Source organism: Allobosea vaviloviae (assembly GCF_001298265.1).
GTDB lineage: Bacteria > Pseudomonadota > Alphaproteobacteria > Rhizobiales > Beijerinckiaceae > Allobosea > Allobosea vaviloviae_B.
In genome coordinates this window covers 81984-99885 of sequence record NZ_LGSZ01000050.1, presented here as the reverse complement: position 1 = coordinate 99885, position 17902 = coordinate 81984, and the positions used below count along the sequence as shown (strand labels likewise).

Below are 17902 nucleotides of genomic sequence, written 5' to 3'. Positions count from 1 at the left end.
CGCGCCGTCTATGGCGGGGGATAGGCTGTCGGTGCCGCGATGGCCAGCCCGTGTGTCAGAGCTCGCTCTGATTGACGCGCGCCATCAGCGCCTGCGCGCTTTCGATCCGCTCCGAGTAGCGGTCGGTGAGATAGCCGGAACGCCCGCGCGTCAGATGCGTGAACTTCACCAGCTCTTCGCAGACATCGACGATGCGATCGTAAAGCGAGGAGGGCTTCATACGACCGGCCTCGTCGAACTCCAGGAAGGCCTTGGGTACGGAGGACTGGTTGGGGATCGTGATCATCCGCATCCAGCGCCCGAGAATGCGCATCTGGTTGACCGCGTTGAAGCTCTGCGAGCCGCCGCTGACCTGGATCAGCGCCAGCGTCTTGCCCTGGGTCGGGCGTCTGGCGCCGAGGCTGAGCGGAATCCAGTCGATCTGCGCCTTCATGATCGCGGTCATGGCGCCATGGCGCTCGGGGCTGACCCAGACCATGCCCTCGGCCCAGTCGGCGAGATCGCGCAGCTCCGCGACCTTGGGGTGATCCGGTTCCGCGCCGTCGGGCAGCGGCAGGTCGCGCGGATCGAAGGTCCTGACCTCGCAGCCGAACCTGCGCAGCAGGCGCCCTGCCTCTTCCGAAGCCAGACGCGAATAGGAGCGCTCCCGGATCGAGCCGTAGAGCACGAGCATGCGCGGTGGGTGCGCGGGGGCATCGGGGCCGGCAAGCGCCGCCACGTCGATCGGCTCGAGTTGCGCGACGGCGACGTTGGGCAGATCGCGACCGTCGCGTGTCGCGTTGGTCATGGTGTCTTTCCTGCCGCGCTGACGACCTCGCCATCCTCCTTGACGAAGTGAGTGACCGGATGATCGAGCAGATCAAGAACACGCTCCGACGGGCGGCAGAGACCGACCCCCTTGTCGGTGACCACGATCGGTCGGTTGATCAGGATCGGATGGGCCATCATCACATCGAGCAGCGCGTCGTCGGACAGGCTGGGGTCGTCGAGGCCCAGTTCGGCAAAGGGCGAGCCTTTTTCGCGGAGAATGTCGCGGGGCGCGAGCGCCATATCGGCGAGCAGCGCGACAAGCGCGTCGCGACTGGGCGGTGTCCTGAGGTATTCGATGATCGTCGGCTCCTCGTCCGATTTCCGGATCATAGCCAGCGCGTTGCGCGAGGTCCCGCAAGCCCGGTTGTGATAGATCGTCACTGCCATGGCGCATTGTTGCAGTCTGGCTTAAGATATGACAATTGCTCGTCCAATGCCCTGCGGCGTCGCTTCCTAAGCGTCTGGAAGCGGGTCACTCGCCATGATCAGGCGGCCTGCTCCAAGGACTTGCCGGTCGCGCCTTCCATCCGGCCGATCGCTGTCAGCACTGGCTGAAGCTCGCTGAGCTCCATCTGCTCGAAGGGAAGGTTTATGAAGGCTGTCGCGCGCGCCGTAAGGTCGCGATAGCTCTGGAGGAACGCCGCGCGCCGGGCCGCCACTGGTCCAGTGGCGGCGGCCGGATCGTCCAGGCCCCAATGGACCCGCATCGGGACGCCTGGAAACGCCGGGCAGGGGGCGTCGGCGGCGTCGTCGCAGACCGTGACGACGAGATCGAGCTCGCCCGAACCGGGCGCCAGGAACTCGTCCCAGGATTTAGAGCGCATGGTGCCGACATCGTAGCCGAGCTCGTCAAGCAGTCCGAGCGCGAGCGGGTGAGGTGCTTCCTGTGGACGGCTGCCGGCAGAAAAGGCCTGGATCCGCCCCAACCCCTCCCGGTTCAAAACCGCCTCCGCCATGATCGAGCGCGCAGAGTTGCCGGTGCAGACCACGAGCACCCGCAACGGGCGGTCGCTGGCGACGTAGTCCCGCCGGGCCGGGATAACCGTGCTCTGCTGGCCGCATGTGGCGGGAGCTTCGGTACAGCAGGCCTCCGAGAGGAAATTCAGCAGGGCGTCGGCGCGGGGAGCTTGGGCGGCGAAGATGATGTGGCGGCCCTCGCGCCGCGATGCGAGCAGGCCAACCTGCTCCAGCGCAGACAGATGTGAGGAGAGGGTGTTATGTGCCACCGCCAGCAATCGGCCTATGTCGCCGGCTGCGAGGCCATGAGGGCGATACCGCATCAGGAGCTTGAAGATTTCGAGCCGCGTGGGCTGCGCCAGCGCCCCCAGCAGTGCGACGGCGTCGGGAGAGTCGAGCCTTGAAGCGGTGGACCTGACTGTCACGCGGCGTTGTCCCTCTCTGCCGGGTCGGTGCGACCCATATCCCTGCCGATCGCGTCCAGCCTGTGCTGCAGCGCCATGCCCTGCAGCGTCGCCAGCGGCAGGCTCGCGAACACCGAAATGCGGTTGTTGAGCATGCGGTAGGCGTCGGCAAAGGCAAGCGCCTTCTGGACATCGTCGCCCTCATGCGCCGCCGGGTCGGGCAAGGTCCAGAGTGCCGTCATCGGATTGCCTGGCCAGGGGGGCGGCACGGCGTTGGCGGCGGTCTCCGATAGGGTGAAGACGAAATCGAGATCTGGCGAACCGGGCCGGGCAAAGTCGTCCCAACTCTTGGGCGCGAGCCCGGTCAGGTCGTGGTTCAGCGAGGTGAGCAGCCGCACCACGAAGGGGTTGATCTCGGCACGCGGCTGCGAGCCGGCGCTGAAGACGGTGAACTTGCCGCCGGGAAGCCGCCGCATGATCGACTCGGCCATGATCGAGCGGGCGTGGTTGCCCTTGCAGACGAAGAGAACCTTGAGAGGGGCCATGTCCATGTCGTCATCTCATTATCTCGGTGAATGACGAAATGACGATTGCTGAATAATGTGTCGGAGTCAACCGACATATTGACATATCCCCTTCATTCGGGTGATGGACGGTCAGGCAACGGCAGAGGGAGCAGGGATCATGCGGGTCGGCATCAACGGCATGGGGCGGATCGGGCGGTTGGCGCTGCGGGCGGCTCTCGGCGCAGCCGACCGGCAGGGCGACGATCCGCGCGCCGGCAATCGGCTCGACATCGTCCATTTCAACGAGCTGAAGGGTGGCGCGGCCGTGACCGCCCATCTGCTCGAATTCGACAGCATGCAGGGCCGCTGGCGCGGCGGCATCGCCAGCCCTGGCGAGGACGCGATCACGATCGGCGACCGGCGCCTTGGGTTTTCGGCGGAAGCTGCGCCGGGCGACATCCCCTGGGGCGATCTCGGCGTCGATGTCGTGCTCGAATGCACCGGTAAGTTCCTGACGCCCGCGACGCTGGAGGGGCACCTGAAGCGCGGCGCCAAGCGCGTCATCGTCGCCGCCCCGGTGAAGGACGCGTCGGTCCTCAACGTCGTCGTCGGCGTCAACGAGCATCTCTACGATCCGGCCTCGCACCCGATCGTCACCGCCGCCTCCTGCACCACCAACTGCCTCGCGCCGGTGGTGAAGGTCGTGCATGAGGCCTTGCGCATCCGGCACGGCCAGATCACCACGATCCACGACCCGACCAACACCAATGTCGTGGTCGATGCGCCCCACAAGGATCTGCGCCGCGCCCGCTCGGCCATGCTCTCGCTGCAGCCGACGACGACCGGCAGCGCCACGGCGATCGCGCTGATCTACCCCGAGCTGAAGGGCAAGCTCGACGGTCACGCCGTGCGTGCGCCGGTCCTCAACGCCTCGCTCACTGACTGCGTCTTCGAACTCGAGCGGCCAACCACGGCCGTCGAGGTCAACGCCCTGTTCGAGGCTGCAGCCAGGGGCCCTCTCGCCGGTATCCTCGGCTTCGAGCCGCGCCCCCTGGTCTCGATCGACTATCAACGCGACACGCGCTCGGCCATCGTCGATGGGCTTTCGACGCTGGTGACCGACGGCACGATGCTGAAGGTCTACGCCTGGTACGACAACGAGATGGGCTATGCCTGCCGCATGGTCGATCTCGCCTGCCATCTCAAGCGTGTCGGGATCTGAGCCCTTGACCCAGGGTGCGCGCAACTACGCCATCGTCACCGCTGCCTATTGGGGCTTCACCCTGACCGACGGCGCGTTGCGCATGCTCGTGCTGCTGCACTTCTTCCGGCTCGGCTATTCGCCCTTCACGCTCGCCTTCCTGTTCCTGCTTTATGAGGCGGCCGGGATCGCCGCCAATCTGATCGGCGGCTGGCTCGCCGCCCGCTACGGCATTACCCGCATGCTCGCGATCGGGCTGACCACGCAGATTCTTGGCTTCCTGCTGCTCTCTGGTCTGTCGCCCGACTGGACGGCCGCGGCCTCCGTCGCCTGGGTGGTGATGGCTCAGGGTATCTGCGGCGTCGCCAAGGACCTGACCAAGACGGCCTCGAAATCGGCCATTAAGGTCGCAGAAGCCGCCGCCCGCACGGAAGACGCGCAGGGCCGGCTGTTCCGCTGGGTCGCCTGGTTCACCGGCTCCAAGAACGCGATGAAGGGCGTCGGCTTCTTCCTCGGCGGTCTCCTGCTGGAGGCGCTGGGCTTCCGCGGCGCGCTCTGGGCGATGGCGGCGATACTGGCGCTGATCCTGTTCGGCGTGCTGACATCGCTCCCGGCGATGATGGGCAAGGCCAAGGCGAGCAAGAGCGCACGCGAGCTCTTCGCCAAGAACCGCGCCGTCAACCTGCTCGCGCTGGCGCGCGTCGCGCTGTTTTGCGCGCGCGACGTCTGGTTCGTTGTTGGCGTGCCGGTTTTTCTCTACGCCTCGGGCTGGACCTTCGCGATGGTCGGCACGTTTCTGGCGCTCTGGACCATCGGCTACGGCCTCGTCCAGGCGGCAGCCCCGGCCTTCATTCGGCGCAGCCCCGACGGGCTGTCGAGTGAAGTCCGGGCGGCGCGCATCTGGTCTCTGGCGCTCGCGGCCATCCCCTTCGCCATCGCTGCGCTGCTGGCGAGCGGCTCCGGCCTGCGGCCCGATCTCGTGCTGGTCGCGGGACTGGGCCTGTTCGGCTTCGCCTTCGCGGTCAACTCCTCAGTCCACTCCTATCTAATCCTGGCCTATGCCGGCTCGGAGAAATCGGCCGAGGATGTCGGCTTCTACTACGCCGCCAATGCGCTCGGGCGGTTCGGCGGCACGCTTTTGTCGGGGCTGCTCTACCAGGCGGGCGGGCTGTATGCTTGTCTGCTCGGGTCCGGCTTGATGCTGGTGGCATGCTTCATCGCGACGCTGGCGCTGCCGCTCCGGCTGATTGCTACACCCGTCCGAGGGTAGCTCAAGGCGCCTTTTTTGCCATCCGCACCGAACTGTTTGAGGAAGGCCGTCAGACCCTTGACCTCCTGGCTCGTGCCGACATGGACGGGGAGTATCAGGCGGCGCTTTCGGCGCCCTGCTGCTTGGTCAGGTCGGCCTTGAACTTGTTCTGGCCCGGCTCGGTACCGCCCTGCTTGTTGATGCCCCAGGTGTAAGCCTTGTAGCCGCATCCAGCGATGCAGAAATGGCAGGTGACGTTGTGCTCTTTGGCGTCCGCGGGGACGATGGGGAGACGGTCGATCTGGCGCTTGTAGGTCATGGTTGATCCTCCCTTCAGAGCACGTTGGACAGGCGGCCGTAGAGGAGCTCGTCGAGCTCCTCCGCGACGATGTCGCCGTTGGCTTCGACGCGAAGCGCGTATTGTGGGAGGTTTTGCGTCGCCTGGCCCCAGATCTGCTGGCCGCCGGCCTCGCAATCGAAGCGCGAGTAGTGGCCCGGGCAGTTCAGTGTTTTGTCAGTTGCGTTGAAGGCCAGTGGGTAGCCCTCGTGCGGGCACAGCGTCGCGAACCCGATGATATCGCCGTCCAGGCCGACGCCGTCGATCGCTGGTAAGGGCCGACCGGCACGTTCGACCTCCCAAAGGTCTATTTTTGCGTCGAGTTTGGGCCTGCGGTGACTTGCCGTCAAATTGATGCCCCACCGGCTGGCGCCAACGCACTTCAGCAGGACCACGCACAGAGCGCTTCGACACCAATCAAGCGTCGGTCGGGTCAGCAAGAGGCGCTGATTGAACGACCAGGGGCGGTCGAGGCGCACGGGCCGGTTGCTGTTGTGGGGGCAGGGCCTCCGGCCGTGCGGGCTATCTTCCGTGCGCGGACAGCGTTGCAAAGTGGTGTTGCGCCGTCTGGCCGCTCGGTGTAGCAGAGAAGCCGTCACAAAGTGTAAAATAATAAGTAATATCAATGATTTGTAGGGTTTGCTCTCTAGCTGCGCATCCTAGTCCCCGAAGCCACTTCGCAAGTTAATTTCGAAAGAAATCGGAACGCGCGCAGCAGGCTGTGTCGCTGCGTTCTCATCGCTCGGCCATTCCATTTGCGTGTTTTCGCCGCTATCGATCCTCCGGGCCTGCCCGATCCTTGCCTCGTGGCCCTAAGTTCGGTGGAATGGCTCATCGCGTAAGCGCCGGCGAAGGAGGCCGCATGCCTCTGGCGCAGACCGCGCGCTGACGTATAGTGAGGGCTTCGATCCTGGCGGATTGGGAGCAGGCGGCATGGCGATCTCGATGGTGGGGCTCCCGGCATTCGTTCTCTACTTTGGTCTCGGGGTCGCGCTGATCGCCTGTTTCGCGGCGGTCTATCTCCGGCTGACCGCCCATGACGAGATCGCCCTGATCCGTGGCGGCAACCTGTCGGCGGCGGTCGCGCTCGGCGGCAATGTCAGCGGGTTTTCGATTCCCCTGGAGAAGGCGATCGCGCAGGCCAGCAGCATCCCGGATCTCGTGCTGTGGGCGCTCGCCGCGATGATCATCCAGTTCGGCGCCTATGGACTGGCGCGTATCCTGATCCCGGATCTGTCGCGCAAGATCGAGGAGGATCGCCTGCCGTCCGCGGCGATGCTGGCGGTCATTGCGGTGATCTCCGGAACCCTGGCTGCGGCCAGCATGACGGCCTGAGAGGGGAGGCGGCGATGAAGCGCTCGACCCAGATCGGCCTGGCGGCGGCGGGTGTCGTCCTGGTCGCGACGATATGGGCGAATTCCGGCGATGACACGCAGGAGGACAGCCTCGTCTACAACAGTCTCGCCGAATGCCGTGCCGCCGGGCAGCTCTCGTCGAGCCAATGCGAGCAGCGCTTCAACGAGGCGACCGCAAACCATCTGCGCGACGCCAAGAAATTCACCAGCACTGCCGCCTGCGAGACCGAATACGGGGCGGGCTCCTGCCGCAGCGCCGTCTGGAACGGGGCGCAGGTGGTCGTTCCCGCGCTCGCCGGCATCATGCTCGCCCGCAGTCTCAGCCAGGGCGGCGGCGCGGCGCAGCCGCTGCTGCCGCCGACCCAGCAGGCCTGCCCGCCCGGCAGCCAACAGCCGGAATGCCAGCAGGCGCGCTCATCCTCGTCGAGCAGCGGCGGGAGCAGCGGAAGCTATGGTGGCCGAAGCGGCAGTTCGTCCTCGTCGTCCCGCGCCTATTCGACGACCTCTGGCGCGGCCCTCGTCGCGCGTAGCGGCACAGTGAGCGGGGCCAGCAGCGCGAGCACCGTCTCGCGCGGTGGTTTCGGCTCGACCTCGCACTCCTATTCCTCATCCTCGTCGTCCTGAGATGCGCCGCGTCGCGATCGCCCCACGTCACGACTGGCAGGACCAGGTCGAACGCCTCGGCTTCGCCTTCCACACCATCGACGGCGAGACCTATTGGGACGAAAGTGCGGCCTACGCCTTTACGCTGGAGCAGATCGAGCGCGACGTCGAGGCGCCGACCGACGCGATCGAGCAGCTGTGCTTCGCCTTCATCGAAAAGGCGATCGATGACGAGGAGATCCTGGCCCGGCTGGCGATCCCCGCCGCGCAGTGGGACTTCATCCGCGAAAGCTGGCAGCGCGGCGACCGCAATCTCTATGGCCGGCTCGACCTCGCCTATGACGGAACGGGCCCGGCCAAGCTGCTGGAATACAATGCCGACACACCCACCGGGTTGTTCGAATCGAGCGTCGTGCAGTGGGACTGGCTCGAGCAGGCGATGGCGCGCGGCGCGCTGCCTGCGGGCTGCGACCAGTTCAACGCGCTGCATGAACGGCTCATCACCGCCTTCGGTCAACTGCGCGCGCCCGCGCCCTACCGGCTGCACCTGACCTGCGTCCAGAACAGCAACGAGGACAAGGGCACGGTCGACTACCTGATGGACTGCGCCGTGCAGGCCGGGCTCGACGCCCGCTTCAGCTTCATCGAGGAGATCGGCCTGCTCTCGGATGGGCGCTTCTGCGACGGCGCCAACCAGCCGATCGAGACGCTGTTCAAGCTCTATCCCTGGGAGTGGCTGTTCCGCGAGAGCTATGCCGGGAATCTCGCCACCGCGCGCTGCCAGTTCATCGAGCCGCCATGGAAGGCGATCCTCTCCAACAAGGGCCTGCTCGCCTTTCTGTGGGAGATGGAAGCCGGGCACCCGAACCTGCTGCCGGCCTTCTTCGAGGGCGATCCGCGTTGCGCCGGCCTGTCGCCGCGCCATGTGCGCAAGCCGCTCTATTCGCGCGAGGGTGCCAACATCACGCTGCTGGAGCGCGGGAAGGTGTTGGACAGCGATGACGGGCCCTATGGCGCGGAGGGCTTCATCCTGCAGGATGCGGCGCCAAATCTGTTCGGCTCGGCTGGGCAGTATGCCGTGCTCGGCTCCTGGCTCGTCGCCTCGCAGGCCTGTGGGCTCTGCATCCGCGAGGACGCCTCGCCGATCACCAAGAACACCTCGCGCTTCGTGCCGCATTACATCGAGGCATGACCGAGGGGCCGTCTCCATGCATGACCCCGGCCAGCCGACCTGCTAGAGGTGACGGCCCAAGCCTGCCGCAAGCGAGCCAAGCCCATGCCCGATACGACCATCGCCTCCGCACCCCGCGGCCTCGACCATCTCGTCATCGGAGTCCGCGATCTCGATGCGGCCGGCGCCTTTTACGAATCGCTGGGCTTCACCGTCGGCGCCCGCAACCGCCATCCCTGGGGCACGGAAAACCGGATCGTTCAGTTTGCCGGCTCCTTCCTCGAGCTCCTGACGATCGGCGATGCGGCAGCCATTGCACCGCCGGCTGCGCGGGTGTTCTCCTTCGGCAGCTTCATGCAGGACGCGCTGGCGCGGGGCGAGGGGCTGTCGATGCTCGTCCTGGAAAGCACTGACGCCAAGGCCGATGCGATCGCGTTCAAGGCGGCCGGCATCGGCGATTACGAGCCGTTCTTCTTCGAGCGTCAGGCCCGGCGTCCCGATGGCAGCGAGGTGCGTGTCGCCTTCTCGCTGGCCTTCGCGGCCGATCCGCTGGCGCCGGAATGCGGTTTCTTCGTCTGCCAACAGCATGAGCCGCAGAACTTCTGGAACCCGGCCTTCCAGCAGCATCCCAATGGCGCGAGCGCATTGACCTCGGCGATCATCGTCACCGACAGCCCGGCCGCCCATCGCGAGTTCCTGAGCGCCTTTGCCGGCTTCCCGGAGGTGCTGGAGGGCAATGCCGATTTGGTGCTGGACCTGCCGCGCGGACGCATCGACGTGCTCGATCCCGACGCTGCCCAGGCGATCTATCATGTCGAACCCGATACGACGCCCGCCCGCTTCCTCGGCTTCTGCGTCGCCGTGCCCGATCTCGATGCGGTGGCCAAGCGGCTCGAAGCGGCCGACGTGCCCTTCGCTCACGGCGAGGAGCGGATCGTCGTTCCTGCACAGGCGGCGCTCGGCTGCGTCATTGCCTTCGAGCAGGCCTGAGGGTCAGGATCGGCGGGACGGAACAAGGGATTCGGAAAACCACGATGATCGCGCAGGCGCTGCTGAAACTTCCGGATTTTGCCCTGTTCTTCTCGGTGTCGCTGTGTCTCGTCGGCGTCTACCTGCTGGTCTACACGGTCGCGACCTCGCATAACGAGTTCGGACTGATCCGCCAGAACAACATCGCGGCGGCGCTGTCGCTCGGCCTGAGCCTGACCGGCTTCGCGCTGCCGTTGTCGAGCGCGGTGGTGCACTCCACCACCATCGCCGATCTCCTGGTCTGGGGCGTCGTCGCGATCGTCGTGCAGTTGATCGTCTACATGCTGGTGCGGATCGTGCTGCCCAACCTGTCGGCGCGCATCGCCGCCGGCGAACTCGCCGCGGCGCTCTTTCTCGGCGCGGCATCGCTGGCGGCCGGCGTGATCAATGCCGCCGCGATGAGCTTCTGAGCGACCGGCTGCGTCAGGCTCCGCGCGTCTGCGGCAGCGAGGCCAGCAGCGCCACCAGCGCCCGGTCGTGCAGCACCACCATGCGCTCCTTCGGCTTCAGCCAGATCGCCGCATCGTCGATCGTCTCGGCATCGACCAGCTTGGCCTGGGCCACGGCGCGGTCGGGCTCGATCTCGCCACGGCGGCGCGGCGCACTCTCCGGCAGCATCGCCTCATGTGCCTCGCGTAGCGCGGGATCGGCATGCAGCGCCCTCAGGCCGTCGGCTTCGTCGAAGCCGGCCGCGTCGAACTCCGCTTGCAAGGCATTGGCGCGCAGGGCGACCGCCGGCGGATCGCCTTCCTCCGGCGTCACCAGAAGCTTGTGCCGCTTGAGCCAGAGCCCGATCGCGAGCTGGCCCGACGCCCAGGACAGCGGGATCGCCAGCACGAGGCCGACGATGGTGGGCGACATCCAGGCGAACAGCGAGGTCGCGATCAGGAAGGCCGAGATGCCGGTGACGACGCCGAGCACCGTATGGGTGCGGTGCCGACGGATGATGTCCTTCAGCGGAATCGAGCCGTCGTCGCGGCGCTGCGGGTTCCAGCCGGTATCGCGCCCGAGCAGGATCTGGAAGACCGAGCCCGACTGGATCAGCATCATGATCGGCGCGAAGAAGGCCGAGAACAGCACCTCGATCAGCGCCGAGATCACCAGGCGGATCGCACCGCCGCCGGCCCGGCGCAGCTTGCCGTTGAACAGCGTCAGCAGCAGGCCGAACAGCTTCGGCGCCAGCAGGATCGCCATGGTCAGCGCGAACAGGTTCAAGGCGCGCTCGGGGTCGAAGCGCGGCCAGATCGGGAAGAGCGTGAACTCCTGCGTGAAGTATTCCGGCCTGGCATAGCTGACCTGGAGCACGATCAGGATGCCGACCACGAGCTGCATCAGCCAGAACGGCGAGGCGAGATAGCCCATGATGCCGGTGGCGAAATGCTGCCGCGTCGGCAAAACGAAGCCCTTGGCGCCGATGATGCGCGAGTGCTGGAGATTGCCCTGGCACCAGCGGCGATCACGGACCGAAACGTCGATCAGCGAGGGCGGGCTCTCCTCATAGGAGCCGGCCAGGTCCGGCAGCATGTAGACCGACCAACCGGCGCGACGGATCAACGCCGCCTCGACGAAGTCATGCGAGAGCACATGGCCGCCGAAAGGCGGCTTGCCCTTGAGGTCGGGCAGCCCGCAATGGTCGGCGAAGGCCTTCGTCCGGATAATGGCGTTGTGGCCCCAGTAATTGCCGTCGCGGCCGGACCACATCGCCAGACCCGTCGCGATGACGGGGCCGTAGACGCGCGCCGCGAATTGCTGAAGCCGCGCGAAGAAGGTGTTGCGGTTGATGATCAGCGGCAGCGACTGGATGATGCCGGCATCGGGGTCTGCCTCCATCGCCGCCGCAAGGCGCACGATGCAGGTGCCGGTCATGAGGCTGTCAGCGTCGAGCACGACCATATGCTCGTAATGCCCGCCCCAGCGCGTCACGAAATCGGCGATGTTGCCGGCCTTGCGGTGATGGTTCTTCGGCCGATGGCGGTAATACACCCGGGCATCGGGCCCAAGCCGCTGGCGCAGTGCGAGGAAGGCCCGCTCCTCGGCGACCCAGACATCGGGGTTCGTCGTGTCCGAGACGATGAAATAGTCGAAATGGCTGCCGAGCCCGGTCGCCTCGACCGATTCGCGGATCGCGCAAAGAGCGGCGAAGGTGCGCGCCGTCGATTCGTTGTAGATCGGCATGACCACGACGGTGCGGTGCGTCAGGCTCTCGACGCGCCCCGACGGACCCTTGTTGAACAGAAGCCCGAAGAAGCCGAGCACGGCGCTGGTGAAGGCGAGCGCGATCCACGAGAAATTGACCGTGAACAGCACGAGCAGGGCGTACTGCAGCGACGTCGTGCGGCTGACCGACACGACATGGTACATTTCCCAGGCGCCATAGGCGGTCAGCGCCAAGCCGCCGCCGAAGACGAAAAGCCGCTTCAGCCAGGGCGTCTTCCAGTCGCGCGGCGCGATCGGCGTCCTGCGGTCGGACGCTTTCCAGCGGCGAAACGACTGGACCGGCATGACGAGCCGGCTTTCGGGCGGCGTCGCCGGATCCTGGCTTGCGTCATAGGGTTGCGTCTCGTCTGCGGCCTCGCCAGGGCGGGTCGCGGTTACCACGTCCATCGATTCAACCAGGTTTCCGAAACCGGCTGACCGCCGGATTGCAGCACGAGCCTGAGCTCGCAGAGATTGTCCGCGCCGGGGTCGACCTCGAAGCCGACCCGCATCAGCTTGCGCTCGGGGAAGGGCCAGAGCCGTAGATTGTGGATCTGGCCGGGCTGGGTGGAGATGTTGGCGCGGGTGGAGGCAACGAGGCCGGCATCGGCCAGTCTGTCGCCGGTGAAATCGACGATGAAACGGCGACGGCGGCCCTGAGAGCCACGCCCCTGGCGAACGCGGGTCGCAAGCGCGAGGGGCGGCCGCTCGGGCGGCTGCCAGCACCAGGCCTGCCGATAGGCGATCACCGTTTCGCTGCCCGCCGCCAAGGCCTGGCGCGGCCGCCAGTACATGATGATGTTGTCGTTGATGTCGGACTCGCTGGGAATCTCGATCAGCTGCACCGATCCGGCGCCCCACTCGCCCAGCGGCTCCATCCAGACGCTCGGACGCAGCTCGAAGCGCTGGTCGTCATCCATGAAGGCGGCCGGGTCGCGCTCGCGCTGGACCAGCCCGAAGCCCTTCGGGTTGCTGTCGATGAAGGACGAGACCTGCAGCATCGCCGGATTGCTGACCGGGCGGTAGATCCACTCGCCGGTGCCCGAACGCATCTGCACGCCGGAAATTTCGTGCACCGCTGGCCTCACGTCGTCGAAGCTGCGCCGGCTCTGAGGGCCGGAGAGGAAGGTGCCCATCGTGCAGCCGAAGCCGACATGCTCGAGCGGCTGGCGCGCGAAGAGGGTCATCTCGACGTCGATCAGCGTCACGTCGCCCGGTCGAAGCGTCATCCGCACGGCGCCGGTGAGGCTTTCGGAATCGAGCAGGGCGTGAATCACGAGCAGGCCCGACGCCGGGCTCGGCCGCTCAATCCAGAAGGCGCGGAAGAACGGGATTTCCTCGCCGCGCGTCTCGCCGGGCCGCAGGATCAGGGCGCGCGAGAGCGCGCCGAAATTCTGGCCCCGCGCCAACGAGCGGAAAAAGGTCGCGCCCTGGAACATCGCGACCTCGAAGGGCCGCTCCAACCCGGTCGCGATGCGCATGCCCGAGAACTGCAGGTCGACATTGGCCGGCGGCGGCGTCACGCGCCCATAGTCGAACTTGCTGCGGTCGAAGCCGACGCGCCGCACCGTGTCGTCCTCGACCGTGAAGAGGCTGACCGGATTCGAGAAGACGTAGCCGCGGTGCAGCGGCTCGACCGTGAAACCGCGATTCTCGCCGGCCCAGATCAGGCCGCTGGGCTGCGCCCTGATTCCCGAATACTGATCGAAGGGCAAGGTGGCATAGCCATCGGGCAGATCGGTCGCCACGAGTGGCACGAGCGGACGCTGCGCGATGATGCGCGCCGCATCGACCACGAGCGAGGGGTCGAACCGCTGACCCTCGAAGAGAAAGGACTGCGTGATCGCGGCCGCGGCGGATTGCGTCTGGGAGTGGGCGACGCTCGCAGCGAGCAGCGAGGTGGCCGCAGCTGCGCCGGAACTTTCGAGAAACTGCCGACGATTCAAGGGTTTCGACATTATATCCAACATGCGCGGGCGACGCCCCCGCCCTCACGCGCTTCTAGAGCATTTCTCCCGCATCTGAAAAGCGGTTCGCCCGGGAATTCGTAGCCGATCGCTCGTCTCTCCGCTCTTATGATCGCCGGCCAGGCAAAGCCCAGCGACGATGGCGACTTTGGCAAATGCCGACGGGATCGGCTATCCACGGCGCCTGCAACGCCACCATGCGCCAGATCGAGCGCATGGTTTACCGACCGCAAGTGTTCCCGACCGCACAAGTTCCTGTTCCGGAACGATGCGGCCGGGCCTTCGCCCGCTAAGGAGACCAGAATCATGACCGAAATGCAGTCCGGCCGGTCCTGCCTCGCGATTCTCCTGGCTGCGGGCGAGGGCACGCGCATGAAGTCGGCGAGGCCCAAGGTGCTGCACGAGATCGGCGGCCGCTCCCTGCTCGGCCATGCGCTGGCTTCGCTTTCCGAGGCGGGGGCGGATGCCGTCGTCGTGGTGACCGGCCCGGATCGTCCGGAGGTCGCTCTCGAGGCACAAGCCGCTCGGCCGGCCGTGCAGATCGCGATCCAGGCGCAGCGCCGCGGCACCGCCCATGCAGCGCTCGCCGCGAGGGAGGCGCTGGCCGCCGGCTATGACGACGTCATCGTCGCCTTCGCCGATACGCCGCTGGTCCGGCCGGAGACCTTCAGCGCATTGCGCGCCGCGCTGGCGGACGGCGCGGCCGTCGTCGCGCTCGGCTTCGAGGCCCGCGATCCAACGGGCTATGGCCGGTTCATCATCCGCGACGGCGCGCTGGAGGCGATCGTCGAGCACAAGGATGCCACGCCGGACCAGCGCGCGACCACGCTCTGCAACGCCGGGCTGATGGCGCTCGACGGCAAGCAGGCGCTGCCCCTGCTGGAGGCGATCGGCAACGCCAACGCCCAGTCCGAGTTCTATCTCACCGACGCGGTCGCGGTGGCGCGCTCGCGCCGCCTGCGCACGCGCGCTTTGATGGCCCCGGAAAGCGAGGTGCAGGGCGTCAACGACCGGATCCAGCTCGCGGTCGCCGAAGCGGAGTTCCAGCGCCGCAAGCGACTCGCCGTCATGGCCGAGGGGGCGACGCTGACGGCGCCCGATACCGTCTTCTTCAGTCATGACACGCAGATCGGCCGCGATGTGCTGATCGAGCCGCATGTCGTGTTCGGCCCCGGCGTCAGCGTCGCCGATGGCGCTGTGATCCATGCCTTCTCGCATCTGGAAGGTGCCGAGGTCGGCCCCGCCGCCACGGTCGGGCCCTATGGCCGGCTGCGCCCGGGCGCCAAGCTCGGCGAGAAGGCCAAGATCGGCAATTTCGTCGAGATCAAGTCGTCCGAGATCGGCGCCGGCGCCAAGATCAGCCATCTGACCTATGTCGGGGACGCCACGGTGGGCGAGGGCGCCAATATCGGAGCGGGAACGATCACCTGCAATTATGACGGCTTCTTCAAGTATCGCACGACCATCGGCGCCGGCGCCTTCGTCGGCTCGAACTCCTCGCTGGTCGCCCCGGTCACGATCGGCGCCGGCGCCTTCGTCGGCTCCGGTTCAGTGGTGACCGACGACGTCGCGCCGGATGCGCTGGCGGTCGGCCGTGGCCGCCAGGTCACGCGCGAGGGGTGGGCGAAGAGCTTTCGCGAGGTCTCCCTGGCGCGCAAGGCTGCGGCGAAAAAGCCCTGAACCGGGCCGATCCGAGCAAGCCGCCGTTCATAGTTCGACATTTAGATTGATTTTGCGTGCGTTGGCCGGGCCGCTATGCGGAGTGCCAACGGCAACGTCTGAAGAGGTTTTGGCATGTGCGGCATCGTCGGGATTCTGGGCAAGGAAGCGGTTGCCACGCAGGTCATCGAGGCGCTCAGGCGGCTCGAATATCGCGGCTATGATTCGGCAGGCGTCGCGACCCTTGAACATGGCCTGCTGACCCGCCGCCGCGCCGAGGGCAAGCTCAAGAATCTCGAAGTCCGCCTCTCCAACGAGCCGCTCGAAGGGTTGATCGGCATCGGCCACACCCGCTGGGCGACGCATGGCAAACCGAACGAGACCAACGCCCATCCCCATGCCACGGCCAAGCTCGCCGTCGTCCATAACGGCATCATCGAGAATTTCCGCGAGCTCCGCGCTGAGCTTCAGGCCGACGGCTATGTCTTCGCGACCGAGACCGACACGGAAATCGTCGCCCATCTCGTCACCCGCGAGCTCGATCACGGCAAGACGCCGGTCGAGGCCGTCGCCGCCAGTCTGCCGCGCCTGCGCGGCGCGTTCGCGCTCGCCTTCCTGTTCGAGGGGCAGGAAGATCTGCTGATCGGCGCGCGCAAAGGCTCGCCGCTGGCGGTCGGTGTCGGCGATGGCGAGATGTATCTCGGCTCGGATGCGCTGGCGCTCGCCCCCTTCACCAACCTCATCGCCTATCTCGAGGAGGGCGACTGGGTCGTCCTCAACCGCAAGGGCGCGACCTTCTACGACAAGGCCAACACCGTCGTGCAGCGCCGGGCGCAGCGTGTCGCCGCGGGCGCTTTCCTGGTCGAGAAGGGCAACCACCGCCACTTCATGGCCAAGGAGATCTATGAGCAGCCCGAGGTCGTCGGCCATACGCTGACGCAGTATCTCGACATGGCCGCCGGCCGGGTGCGCCTGCCGTTCAAGGGCACGATCGACTGGAAGGCGCTCTCACGTCTGTCCGTCTCGGCCTGCGGCACGGCCTATTATGCCGGGCTGACGGCAAAGTATTGGTTCGAGAGGCTCGCCCGGCTGCCCGTCGAGATCGATGTCGCCTCCGAGTTGCGCTATCGCGAAGCGCCGATGCCCGAGAACGGGTTGGCGCTGTTCGTCTCGCAATCCGGCGAAACCGCCGACACACTGGCCTGCCTGCGCTATGCGAAGCAGGAGAAGCAGACGATCCTCTCCGTCGTCAACGTGCCGACCTCGACGATCGCGCGCGAAAGCGACGCGGTGGCGCCGACGCTGGCCGGCCCCGAGATCGGCGTGGCCTCGACGAAGGCCTTCACCTGCCAGCTCACCGCTCTCGCCTGCCTGGCGCTGGCCGCAGGCCGTGCCCGGGGCACGCTGTCGGCGCAGGAAGAGGCTCGCCATGTCCAGAGCCTGATCGCGCTGCCCGGCCTGATCGCCAAGGCGCTCGAACTGGAGCCCGCGATCGAGAAGCTCGCCCGCGAACTCTCCAAGGCGCGCGACGTGCTCTATCTTGGCCGTGGGACCTCCTTCCCGCTGGCTCTGGAAGGTGCGCTGAAGCTCAAGGAAATCAGCTACATCCACGCAGAAGGCTATCCGGCGGGCGAGCTCAAGCACGGCCCGATCGCGCTGATCGACGAGGCGATGCCGGTCATCGTGGTCGCGCCGCATGATGCGCTGTTCGAGAAGACCGCCTCCAACATGCAGGAGGTCGCGGCACGTGGTGGACGGATCATCCTGATCACCGACGCCAAGGGCGCGGCCGAATGCGGCATCGAGCCGGAGGCCACGATCATCATGCCCGACATGGACCCGACCTTCGCAGCCATCGTCTATGCGCTGCCGATCCAGATGATCGCCTATCAGACGGCGGTGTTCATGGGCAAGGACGTCGACCAGCCGCGCAATTTGGCGAAGTCCGTCACGGTGGAGTGAGCGCCGCGGCGCTCGCCCTCATCCCGGATCACCCTTCCGGCCGACTCGCCACATAGAAGCCCGCCGCCAGCAAGCAAGCCGCGCTGGTCCACAACGCGATCGGTGGCGCGCTGGTCTGGGTGAGGATCGCGAAACTCAGCAGCATCGAGCCGCAGGCGATGTACTTGACCCTGCGGGCGATCGACCCGGACTGGCGCCAGCGCAGCACCTGCGGTCCCAGCCTTGGATGACCGATCAGCCACGCCTCGAAACGCGGCGAGGATCGCGAGAAGCACCACGCCGCCAGGATCAGGAACACTGTTCCCGGCATCAGCGGCAAAATCAGCCCGACGACGCCAAGCGCAGTAAAGATCCAGCCGGCCGCGAACAGCAGCGGGCGGCGAAACTGTCTGACGCTGCGTATCATCGCCCCGATTGCCTTCGATTCGTGTTCAGCGCCGCGCCCGCCGGAAGCAGGCATCCGTTTCGCAAACGCCGCAAGGCTGTCACGGTTGCC

General features: G+C 66.6%; 17 protein-coding genes and 1 pseudogene. 9 read left to right on the top strand and 9 right to left on the bottom strand.

The genetic code is table 11. The features are described 5' to 3' along the window. Positions 1-55: 55 nt before the first annotated feature. From arsH to AE618_RS19040, 4 genes are all read right to left on the bottom strand, one after another. Entirely contained in the window at positions 56-787 is a 732-nt protein-coding gene (gene arsH / locus AE618_RS19055) for an arsenical resistance protein ArsH (RefSeq protein WP_054210659.1), read from the bottom strand. After that, positions 784-1197: an arsenate reductase (glutaredoxin) gene (gene arsC, locus AE618_RS19050; RefSeq protein ID WP_054210658.1), complete on the bottom strand. Its 414-nt coding sequence runs from the start codon at positions 1195-1197 to the stop codon at positions 784-786. Before arsC ends, arsH begins: the two co-directional genes overlap by 4 nt. Positions 1198-1295: 98 nt before the next feature. Then, a complete protein-coding gene (locus AE618_RS19045) occupies positions 1296-2192 on the bottom strand; it encodes a helix-turn-helix domain-containing protein (RefSeq protein ID WP_054210657.1) in 897 nt (298 codons plus the stop codon). Continuing rightward, positions 2189-2722 (bottom strand): arsenate reductase ArsC, encoded by a 534-nt coding sequence (locus AE618_RS19040; RefSeq protein ID WP_082365399.1) that lies wholly within the window; start codon positions 2720-2722, stop codon positions 2189-2191. Before AE618_RS19040 ends, AE618_RS19045 begins: the two co-directional genes overlap by 4 nt. A 133-nt stretch (positions 2723-2855) precedes the next feature. Here AE618_RS19040 and AE618_RS19035 point away from each other — a divergent pair, with 133 nt between their 5' ends. Together AE618_RS19035 and arsJ are read left to right on the top strand one after the other, a co-directional pair. Continuing rightward, positions 2856-3899 carry an ArsJ-associated glyceraldehyde-3-phosphate dehydrogenase gene (locus AE618_RS19035; RefSeq protein WP_054210656.1) on the top strand — a complete coding sequence of 348 codons (1044 nt, stop codon included), beginning with the start codon at positions 2856-2858 and terminating at the stop codon, positions 3897-3899. Positions 3900-3903: 4 nt separating this feature from the next. Then, a complete protein-coding gene (gene arsJ, locus AE618_RS19030; protein ID WP_248310946.1) occupies positions 3904-5148 on the top strand; it encodes an organoarsenical effux MFS transporter ArsJ in 1245 nt (414 codons plus the stop codon). A 97-nt stretch (positions 5149-5245) separates the two neighbouring features. Here the strand turns inward: arsJ and AE618_RS19025 are convergent. Next, positions 5246-5446: pseudogene (locus tag AE618_RS19025) on the bottom strand (hypothetical protein); the annotation flags it as partial. A gap of 14 nt (positions 5447-5460) precedes the next feature. Next, the gene (locus AE618_RS28855; RefSeq protein WP_248310945.1) at positions 5461-5943 is read right to left on the bottom strand and encodes an arsenate reductase (azurin) small subunit; all 483 of its coding nucleotides are present in this window, start codon (positions 5941-5943) and stop codon (positions 5461-5463) included. Between the two features lie 454 nt (positions 5944-6397). Between AE618_RS28855 and AE618_RS19015 the strand changes: the two genes are divergently transcribed. The 5 genes from AE618_RS19015 (at position 6398) to AE618_RS18995 (ending at position 10032) form a co-directional block, all read left to right on the top strand. Then, positions 6398-6799, top strand: a complete 402-nt coding sequence (locus tag AE618_RS19015; protein ID WP_054210654.1) for a DUF350 domain-containing protein — start codon at positions 6398-6400, stop codon at positions 6797-6799. Positions 6800-6813: 14 nt separating this feature from the next. Next, positions 6814-7443 carry a DUF1190 domain-containing protein gene (locus tag AE618_RS19010; protein ID WP_054210653.1) on the top strand — a complete coding sequence of 210 codons (630 nt, stop codon included), beginning with the start codon at positions 6814-6816 and terminating at the stop codon, positions 7441-7443. A 1-nt stretch (position 7444) separates the two neighbouring features. Next, the gene (locus AE618_RS19005; protein ID WP_054210652.1) at positions 7445-8614 is read left to right on the top strand and encodes a glutathionylspermidine synthase family protein; all 1170 of its coding nucleotides are present in this window, start codon (positions 7445-7447) and stop codon (positions 8612-8614) included. 84 nt (positions 8615-8698) lie between these two features. Beyond that, positions 8699-9583, top strand: coding sequence for a VOC family protein (locus tag AE618_RS19000; RefSeq protein ID WP_054210651.1), 885 nt, complete (start codon positions 8699-8701; stop codon positions 9581-9583). Positions 9584-9627: 44 nt separating this feature from the next. Then, positions 9628-10032 carry a DUF350 domain-containing protein gene (locus AE618_RS18995; protein WP_054210650.1) on the top strand — a complete coding sequence of 135 codons (405 nt, stop codon included), beginning with the start codon at positions 9628-9630 and terminating at the stop codon, positions 10030-10032. Positions 10033-10045: 13 nt separating this feature from the next. Here the strand turns inward: AE618_RS18995 and mdoH are convergent, their stop codons facing one another. Together mdoH and AE618_RS18985 are read right to left on the bottom strand one after the other, a co-directional pair. Then, positions 10046-12226 (bottom strand): glucans biosynthesis glucosyltransferase MdoH, encoded by a 2181-nt coding sequence (gene mdoH / locus AE618_RS18990; protein WP_054210649.1) that lies wholly within the window; start codon positions 12224-12226, stop codon positions 10046-10048. Continuing rightward, entirely contained in the window at positions 12214-13776 is a 1563-nt protein-coding gene (locus tag AE618_RS18985; protein WP_082365398.1) for a glucan biosynthesis protein, read from the bottom strand. The genes mdoH and AE618_RS18985 overlap by 13 nt, the downstream gene beginning before the upstream one ends. Before the next feature lie 324 nt (positions 13777-14100). On the opposite strand from AE618_RS18985, the gene glmU reads away from it, so the two are divergent. Next, entirely contained in the window at positions 14101-15465 is a 1365-nt protein-coding gene (gene glmU / locus AE618_RS18980) for a bifunctional UDP-N-acetylglucosamine diphosphorylase/glucosamine-1-phosphate N-acetyltransferase GlmU (RefSeq protein WP_156330373.1), read from the top strand. Between the two features lie 114 nt (positions 15466-15579). Continuing rightward, entirely contained in the window at positions 15580-17406 is a 1827-nt protein-coding gene (gene glmS, locus AE618_RS18975; RefSeq protein ID WP_054210647.1) for a glutamine--fructose-6-phosphate transaminase (isomerizing), read from the top strand. Positions 17407-17434: 28 nt separating this feature from the next. Here the strand turns inward: glmS and AE618_RS18970 are convergent, their stop codons facing one another. Next, on the bottom strand, positions 17435-17866 hold the full coding sequence (locus tag AE618_RS18970; RefSeq protein ID WP_248310944.1) for a YbaN family protein: 432 nt from the start codon (positions 17864-17866) through the stop codon (positions 17435-17437). Positions 17867-17902 lie beyond the last annotated feature (36 nt).